We start from the raw sequence: 8,498 nt of genomic DNA, 5'->3' as shown, positions 1-8,498 counted from the left end.
GGGGGATACGATCCAGTTTATACGTCACCTATCCGCCCTTGCAGCGCGTGGTGCCGAAATCCACGTCTGTGTGCCCGCCTCTCTGGTGCGCCTTGTGCGTCAGTCCTACCCGGCTTTGACGGTGCTGGACCCTGTGAGTGCTGTTACGAACCACGCATATGATTACGCGTGCCCCGTGCCGGATCTACCCTTTATCAGCGGGGTGCGGACGGTGCACGATATTCCAACCTGCATTCCATACATTACCGATATCCCCGCTGACCGAGAAAGAATGGCGGCCCTGCTGCCAGCGGGTAGACCGCGGATCGGTCTTGTATGGGCAGGCGAGCGGCGTCTTCGCTCAGAATACGCATTGGCTGATATGCGGCGCTCGATTTCCTTCAGCGATCTCGCCGAGGCGCTCCTCCCGGCTGAGGCGACCTTCGTCAATCTGCAATTCGGGACACCAAGGGAAGAGCTGAAGAACTGGGGCGGTCAGACAATTCATAATCCCATGAGCGAGGTACGAGACATGGCGGATACGGCGGCCATCATGCGTAATCTTGATCTGATCATCTCGGTCGATACGTCACCCGCGCATCTCGCCGGAGCGCTTGGTTGTCCCGTATGGTTGATAAGCCGTTGGGATGCGTGCTGGCGCTGGGGGGATTCCGGAACAGGGAGCCCATGGTACCCTACAATGAGAATTTTCCGTTCGAATGAGCGCTCTTTCCTTCCTGTACTTCAAGAAGTCGGAAAAGCGCTGCGACTCTGGATCGATATGCGAGGCGTCTGATGCTTTCAGCCTGTTGGGCGCGCCAATTGCGTAGGGCTGCTTCGGTATGATGCGAGGCTGCGTCCTCTCATGCCGCTCATGCCTGAATGATGAGGGGCAGGCTGGGTGAAATGGCTGAAACCCTGGAAAGGATGAAATGCCCTCACAGCAGGCTGTGTTCCCTCACGCGCATCAGCAACGATTGTATCGCCGTAGGGAGACTGGCTTCGTGGCGCCGCCAAATCAATCGCGCCCTTACGCTGAGGCGGGTGTTTGACGTCCCCTGACGGGCCTATCCGTTCGTCATCAGGTATGGCCCAGGTTTCGAGCACCTTCCATTGATACGGGGCTCCGAGCCCCGGGGTTTGGGAATGATAGGCCGCCGCCGCACGCGGCCAACTTCCCATCTTGTCGTGCATCTGGTTAAGAAAACGCCCGGCATAGAGAGCATTCGAGGTTGGATCGAACGCCTCATCAAGTGAATGGAAAGCATCCGGATGCTGTTGCAGGTTGACCTGCAAGCACCCGACGTCGATCGACATAGTACCCGCATTGCGAAATTCGGTTGCCGCCGCGATGGCGTCCTGTTTGGAATCGTAATAATGGCCAACGCCATTGGCCATTATTGTCCACGGCCAGGACGACAGTCGCCCCTGCGCGTCGGTCTTGCCGCTCTCGACCCGACTGATGGCATATAAGAAACCTTCGGGAATGCGGAGGACTCTTTCGGCCTGGCTGGAGGCTATACGGCAGCGCTCAGCTTCCATCGTCTGAGACAGGGCCGGCACGGGAGCGAGAGCAACGCTGAAACCCAACATTGCGAGAGACGCGCTGGCTGATTTCGATAGGCGTGATTTCATGAAAATCATGAGTCCGTTGCGCCTCTCAGCGAAATCCATGGCAGTCTTTCATTGGCGTCTATGTGACAGCGGGATTACGGTTCGCCGTGGTGCTGCATAGATCAATATCAAAGGTCTTCCCGTTACAGGATAAGCAGGCGTTATGACAATCATTATCGCTTTTGCAACAATGCCGGTGTGAAACTGTCTCTCTGTTGGAGGGCGTTAACCTTGTTGTGGTTGTAAGTGACGTGCCTGTGTCGTAGGGTGTCACTGCTGGCGCCTGTCGTACAAGATCACTATCGATGGTGCAGGCTTATCCATTTGACAAAGACATTTCGATACGCACTCCGCGTCACACCGGGAACTGGGCTGGACGATCATACGATGCATTGTCGTAACGGGAAAAAGACGTTTGGCTGCCTGATAAAGACGCTCCTTTTCTGTATGAGCCTGGGAATCGTGGGTTATGCGCCGGCGTCAAACGCTACCGCAGTACGCGTCAAAGATATTGTCGACTATGAGGGTGTGCGTGACAACCAGTTGGTCGGGTACGGATTGGTTGTCGGTCTGCGAGGAACGGGCGACCGGCTGACAAACACGATCTTCACTCGCGAGACCCTCATCAGCATGCTCAATCGTCTTGGAGTGAATATCCGCGATCGAGAAGTCCAGTTACAGACTCATGATGTAGCCGCAGTCATGGTAACCGCGACTTTGCCTCCTTTCTCTCACGGAGGTGGGCATATCGATGTTACGGTATCGGCAGTGGGCGACGCTCGTGACCTTGCAGGAGGCACGTTGCTGGTAACGCCGCTCCAGGCAGCAGACGGTGAGGTCTACGCTGTGGCGCAGGGCTCCCTCGTCACGAATGCTTTCTCAGTCGGAGGGACGGCGGCCTCGGCTACCCGGAATATTCCAACGACAGGGCATATCGCCAATGGCGCAGTTGTCGAGCGCGAGGTGCCGGTATCTCTGGGTAGAAGCGGGCTGATCCATCTCTCCTTGCGAAACCCGAATTTCACGACGGCAAACAGAATCGTCAATGCCATCAACCGTTCTCTCGGATATGGCACGGCCAAAATGGATGATCCGCGCACGGTTTCAGTTAATATGGCCGGGCGAGACGCGCCCTCGCTTCTCTATCGGATCGGCGATCTTATGATCGAACCGGATACGATGGCCAAAGTCATTGTGGATGAGGCAAGTGGGACCATCGTGATGGGCGATAATGTGCGCATCAGCACGGTTGCCATTGCGCAAGGCAACCTTACGATCCAGGTGACGGAAACTCCGTTGATCGCCCAGCCTGCCCCTTTTTCCAATGGGACGACGGCGATCGTGCCGCGAACGCAGATCGATGCCAGTACAGACAGTTCTCACCGATTGGGTATTCTTCGTGAAGGTCCCACGCTCGCGAGCCTTGTTGCCGGGCTGAACGCCTTGGGAATGGGGCCGCGCGATATGATCAGTATCTTGCAGGCTATCAAGGCTGATGGCGCTCTCCAAGCGGATCTGGAGGTTCGATGACATGACGGCTTTGACGCCTGTAACACTCTCTTCTCTCTCTGCTGCGCAGAGCGAGACACTGGCTAGAGCACAGGAGGCTACCCGAACCGCGAAAGCTGACAAGGCACGCGAAACAGCGAGATCTTTTGAGGGCCTTACGCTGGGTGAGTTACTTCAGCCCATGTTTGACACTGCTGACACCTCAGACAACGAATTTGGTGGAGGGGCAGCCGAAAAGCAGTTCCGTTCCCTGCAAGTGCTGGAGATGGGAAAGCAGATAGCCAATAATGGCGGGATCGGTATTGCCGACAGTGTGTATCGACAAATACTCGCGATGCAGGAACATGAAGAGACATGATCGGTATGCGCTCAGACCAGACATCACCCGTCATAAAAGCGGCATCGCGGCTTATGGCCCTGCTGAAAGTGGAAAATGAACAGCTCCGTCAGGGGAAGCCTGCACAGATTGAGTTGCTGCTCGCGGATAAAACAGAATTACTGTCAAAAATGGCGCAGGCACTGACTCAATTTGAGGAGCGGGGGGGCGATAAAACAGCGCTGATGCCGACCATGGGGGACCTGATCGCGCTTGTTGCGGAGAACCAGGCTGTGCTCGAACATATGTCAGTGGTGCAAACCGAATTCCTGAAATTGATATGTGCCGCGCCCGTTGAAGAAATTACGCAGGCATACAGTCCGTCGGGTCACTACGTCACGCCGACGACAGATAGCGCTGCCTTGACCCTTCACAGTGAAATCTGAGAGTTGAAAGACCGTATGCGCGTTAGACTGATGAGGTCGACAGGTCTGTTTGTGAGCTTGGCGTTGACTGCCTGTCAGTCTCCAGCAAAGCCGTATCTCACCATGGGTAAACGGATAGCGGATGCGGGGTTTATAGCCCATCCCGCAGATACAACCGCACGATACGCAATGATGAATTCGCTCCCGCCTGGTGTGATGACCTATCGGCCTGCTCCTAGCGGTCCCATCTATCTCTACGCAGACCCGATCGGATGCGGCTGTGTTTACATGGGATCAGAAGTGGCGTTCGTTTATCTTCTGAATTCGACCCCTGTCGTTCGAAATCAGCACTTGCCCATCAAGAATGTCCCTTCGATTGCAGCGATGGCCGCTGAGAATCGACGTAATACCAGCGTCTGGGACTGGAGCGCCTGGTCCAGTCTTGCAGACCCCGGTGCTACGCAGCCCCGATATGTAGCTGGGGCTGCGTGGTAGAAACGGCTCGGTTCTCTACTCGCCGAGAAACTTGCTGCCCATACGTTGGCGAGCATGATGACCTTCTGGCACCGGCTTGCGGGCCTCGGCAACCACGGGCGTGACGGCCGGGCGTTGCTTGTGTCGCTCTGGTTCAAGAATGGGAGCCTTCGTTGGGGTAATGTTATCCTCAAGGGGTGCTTCGGTATTTTCCGGGTCGTCTCGCAGGATAGGCGACTCTGACTGTCGAAGCATATCCAGTTTTACGTCTGACACATCATCCAGAAGCTTTCCCAGGGATTGCTCACTGGATTCCGCTTTCCGTGTTAGAACGCTGAGCTGCTCAGCCTTCGAATCTGCCTTGTCCACAAGCGTATCCAGTTCACCCCCGACGATCTTGGCTTGCTCGATCGTGCGGCTAAGCGGTCGTCCGCTGACTTGACCCGCAACACGCAGTTTTTCAACACCATCATGCGCGTTTTTGATACTGCTCTCGAGCTTTTCGATAAGTTTGACGAGACTTGCTCTGTCGCTCTTCAAAGCCGACAGGGTCTTGCTGATGTGAAAGTTATAGGCGATGCCTAACAGCAGCAGAACCGAGAGTGCCGCTTCTATGAATACCTGAATTTGGGCGAGCATTCTCTCTCGATCCTCCGTTATTTATCGTCAGCCTCGTTTTGCGGGATGTCAGTCCATAGTCTCGAAGTCAGTGTTGGCCTCACTCGGGTTGTGTATATGCGGGCTATCCTCGGGCACAAGCCGATGATCGATCTTCACCGCTGCTTTCCCCCCTGATTGCCCCAGATGCCCCTCGAAGAGTGTCGTCTGATTACACTGCAGCGTCACAGGGAGGGTGTTTTTCACCTTGTGGGGAAATACGAGCTGCATACCTGGCTTCATGGTGAGCAATGTCGAAAGACTGACGGTCTGCTCCTCAAGCACAGCCAGGATTTCGGCATTGGTTTCCATAATTTCGGAAATAAGGTGGTTTTCCCAAACCGAATCACGGCCAAATCGCTCCCCCATGAACTGCTGGGAGAGCAGATCTCGCACAGGTTCGAGGGTTGCATAAGGGATGACAAGATCCATATTGCCGGTCCGGTCCTCCATATCGATATGCATCTTCGATGTCACGACAGCATTTGAAGCACGAGCGATCGCCGCAAAGCGTGAGCTTACTTCGAGCCGTTCAAAGATAAGGTCGATCTCGCATACTGGGCTGAACGCGACCGACAGTTCCCGCAGGGTAAGGTTCATGAGCTTTTCGATCAGAGTGCGCTCTATAGCGGTGTGAGGCCGCCCTTCAGTGCCTGAATGACCCTTCCCACGCGGGCCACCCATGAGGATATCGATTATGGAGTAGGCCAGCGCGGAATCGATTACGAGAAGACCGTAATTCTCCCATTGGACAGCCTTGAAAACGCAAAACAGCGAGGATGACGGCACGCTGTTGACGTAGTCGCCGAAACACATGGAGCGCGTGTATTCTGTGGTAATTTCTACATTGTCATTCGTGAAATTCCGAAGGCCCGTTGTGAGGAGGCGGACCAGACGGTCAAGCACGATCTCGAGCATCGGCATGCGCTCGTAAGCGACAAAGCCGGCCCTGATCACACGCTCCATTCCCGTCTCGTGCCGTTCAGGCAGGTCGCTGAATGCGCCGCCAAGGAGATTGTCAATCTCCGACTGGTCGAGCATTTGGTTCAGCGTTTCCTCTTGCTGAAAAGCCCCGGAGGCGCTGCCCGAAAAGGGGTCATTCTCGGTCTCGACCGCGGGGTCGGCCCAGGCATCAGGTATGGGCGGGATATGGTGTTCACTAGGCGACATCATGAAACTCTGCCTGCATCGAAAGGACCAATGTTTATCTCAACCGGTCTCACTGTATGAGGAATTCGGTAATATAAAAATTGGTGATCTTGAGGGGCGCTATCTCAATTCTAAGCCGCCTCAGGAGAGTTTCACGCAACCTGTACACCCCGTTTCCCCTTATCTCTTGAGGGCGCGTCTCGTGCAGATAGGTCTGAAATATGTCCTGGATCTGGGGAATATACCGCCTCAGCGAGGCCTCATTTTGAATTCCAGCAATCTCCACACGCGTTGTCATCTTCACATAGACGGGTCGATTTTCACCATTATCGAGGCTCGAGATGATGGATGGTACCGCCAGAATGGTGCTTTGGGCAGTAGACGGGTCAGCAGCCTCTGCTGTCTGCTTCGTTGATGAAAACCACCCCTTATGGATGGCAAGATATCCTGTGCCGGCGATTAAAGTGAGCAGGATCAGTGATGCTGCCACGAGAATGAGGCGTTTCTTTCTAGGTTGAGCCTTCATCCCAAGCCGATCGTCATCGACAACGTTGATGTCGAGATCATCGTTCAGGCGGGATTCACTCATTTATCTTTCGCTCACGTTCTTTTGGCAGTGACTGTAGTTTGATTAATGCGCATTCATGCGCGGACGGAAGTTTCCGGGGCGCCATAGGAGGAGCATCCTCCTGCGAGGCCGCCTTGTTTCGACGGGCAGCATCAGACTGCTGCCCGGGAAAATCGTCCTTTTATATTATTGCTTCATGGCAATGGTAGCCTGCAGCAGAGTGTCCGCAGTGGTGATGACCTTAGTATTGGCTGAATACGCTTCCTGAGCGACGATCAGGGCAGAAAGGTCGCTTGTGAGATTTGTGGTTGAAGACTCTGTGTAACCTACGGAGAGTGTTCCGGTCCCGTTGGCGCCAACAGTGCCGACAGCGGGGTTACCAGACGCTGCGGTAGCGGTGTACGCTTGCCCGTCTACCGCGTTCAATCCGTTGACATTGGCGAAATTGGCAAGCGCAATCTTGCCGGCAAGTTGGGATGCCCCGTTGCTGAACTGCGCCATGACAGATCCGTCGCTCTGTATCTGAACGCCCTGATATGTGCCAGCGGCTACAGCGTCGGATGTGAGAGCTGTCGTGTCCTGTCCGAGCGAGCTCGAAGTCGAGAGCAGGGGGCTCGTTGTGCTGGTCATGTTTGGCAGCTTCACCGTATAGGCCTGCCCGTTGATCGTGGCGGCGAGAGTCGTCGGGGGTGAATTTGCCGTGCCGTTCGCATTGAAGGTGATCGAACTCGTCGAGCTCAGCGCAGCGCCGGTAGAGGAGTTGATGGCCGACACGCTCCAGGTTGGCGGCGAGGCAGATGTCTGAGCCCACCGAAGCGATACGGGTGTACCCCCGACATCAACAGGCGACGTCATATAGCTCTGGTTCGAGCCGGTGGCCGTACCGATTTGAGAGCTGTCCTCAGTGAGTGTCGAAGTATTCTGATCAAGCGTCAGGCTCGAGACTGCGCTTTTGCTCGCAGTGCCCGTTGATTGGGCCATGATCGTTCCGCTGGTGCCACCAATGGTGCCCAGTGACAGGCTAATCGACTGAGAGGTATTCGTTCCATAGGACGCTGTGATGGGGAGCGTTACAGCCGCGCCAGTGGTGGTCGAGCCAACTGTAGCTCCCGTCGAATCCGTCACGCTGGCCAGAGTGCCGTTACTGTTGAAGGTGACGTTATAGGTATTATCCGCCTGATTGATGGCGCCCGTTCCATCTGCGTCATAAGCGCTGGCAGTCCAGACGAGGGGATTTGTGGTGCTTTGAGACCAGTTGAGCGCCACATGATGCTGCGTCGCGTTCGCGTCATAAACTGTCACGGGTGCAGTCGTGTATGTCTGGGCATCACTGGCGGTATAATTCGCCGAATTTGCAGGCATTGTGCCCACAGTAGCTGTCAGCGTGAGCTTGCTCGTCTGTGGCTGACGATAACTGATATTGCCAACATTAATCTGCGTAACACTTGTGCCAAGCTGTCCGGACGACGGATCGACCATATATCCGTCGAGATAATAACCGCTGGTATTGACAAGATAACCTTGGTTGTTTTGCGAGAACTCACCGTTTCGCGTGTAATAACTTTGATCTGAAAACTGTGTTGTGCTCGCATTGCCAGCGCCGTTCGCCTTGGAGACAACGAATAACCCATTTCCAGAAATGGCCGAGGCAAGACTGTTGCTGCTGCTGGTCGGTGTACCCTGATTATCGACATGCTGCACCGTGATAGCGGATACGGAATCCGAGACATCGGCCGAGGCAGTGCTGCCAATCATCGAGCCAGCAACAAAGTTCTGGAACGAAGTCGTATCGGCTTTGTAACCTACG

General features: G+C 55.1%; 9 protein-coding genes. 4 read left to right on the top strand and 5 right to left on the bottom strand.

Annotated features, from left to right (window positions below; translation table 11 throughout):
* The coding region (locus P792_RS39480; protein WP_035440976.1) for a hypothetical protein at positions 1–775 on the top strand (775 nt) is incomplete at its 5' end.
* Between the two features lie 5 nt (positions 776–780).
* On the opposite strand, the gene P792_RS35465 is transcribed toward P792_RS39480, so the two are convergent.
* On the bottom strand, positions 781–1,653 hold the full coding sequence (locus tag P792_RS35465) for a transglycosylase SLT domain-containing protein (protein ID WP_023980034.1): 873 nt from the start codon (positions 1,651–1,653) through the stop codon (positions 781–783).
* A 387-nt stretch (positions 1,654–2,040) separates the two neighbouring features.
* Here P792_RS35465 and P792_RS35460 point away from each other — a divergent pair, with 387 nt between their 5' ends.
* The 3 genes from P792_RS35460 to P792_RS35450 are packed head-to-tail and all read left to right on the top strand — an operon-like array spanning position 2,041 to position 3,864.
* A complete protein-coding gene (locus tag P792_RS35460) occupies positions 2,041–3,123 on the top strand; it encodes a flagellar basal body P-ring protein FlgI (protein ID WP_051395980.1) in 1,083 nt (360 codons plus the stop codon).
* A complete protein-coding gene (locus tag P792_RS35455) occupies positions 3,089–3,460 on the top strand; it encodes a rod-binding protein (RefSeq protein ID WP_023980032.1) in 372 nt (123 codons plus the stop codon). The genes P792_RS35460 and P792_RS35455 overlap by 35 nt, the downstream gene beginning before the upstream one ends.
* Positions 3,457–3,864 carry a hypothetical protein gene (locus tag P792_RS35450; RefSeq protein ID WP_023980031.1) on the top strand — a complete coding sequence of 136 codons (408 nt, stop codon included), beginning with the start codon at positions 3,457–3,459 and terminating at the stop codon, positions 3,862–3,864. The genes P792_RS35455 and P792_RS35450 overlap by 4 nt, the downstream gene beginning before the upstream one ends.
* 489 nt (positions 3,865–4,353) lie before the next feature.
* Here the strand turns inward: P792_RS35450 and P792_RS0120525 are convergent, their stop codons facing one another.
* The 4 genes from P792_RS0120525 to P792_RS35435 form a co-directional block, all read right to left on the bottom strand.
* Positions 4,354–4,956 (bottom strand): DUF6468 domain-containing protein, encoded by a 603-nt coding sequence (locus P792_RS0120525; RefSeq protein ID WP_023980030.1) that lies wholly within the window; start codon positions 4,954–4,956, stop codon positions 4,354–4,356.
* Between the two features lie 48 nt (positions 4,957–5,004).
* A complete protein-coding gene (gene fliM / locus P792_RS35445) occupies positions 5,005–6,147 on the bottom strand; it encodes a flagellar motor switch protein FliM (protein ID WP_081866878.1) in 1,143 nt (380 codons plus the stop codon).
* Between the two features lie 46 nt (positions 6,148–6,193).
* A complete protein-coding gene (locus P792_RS35440; protein WP_023980028.1) occupies positions 6,194–6,712 on the bottom strand; it encodes a flagellar basal body-associated FliL family protein in 519 nt (172 codons plus the stop codon).
* 165 nt (positions 6,713–6,877) lie between these two features.
* The coding region (locus P792_RS35435; RefSeq protein WP_035440974.1) for a flagellar hook-basal body complex protein at positions 6,878–8,498 on the bottom strand (1,621 nt) is incomplete at its 5' end.

The organism is Asaia sp. SF2.1, from assembly GCF_000505765.1.
Lineage (GTDB): Bacteria > Pseudomonadota > Alphaproteobacteria > Acetobacterales > Acetobacteraceae > Asaia > Asaia bogorensis.
The sequence above is the reverse complement of the archived record's forward strand: the minus strand, read 5'-3'. Positions and strand labels throughout refer to the sequence as shown.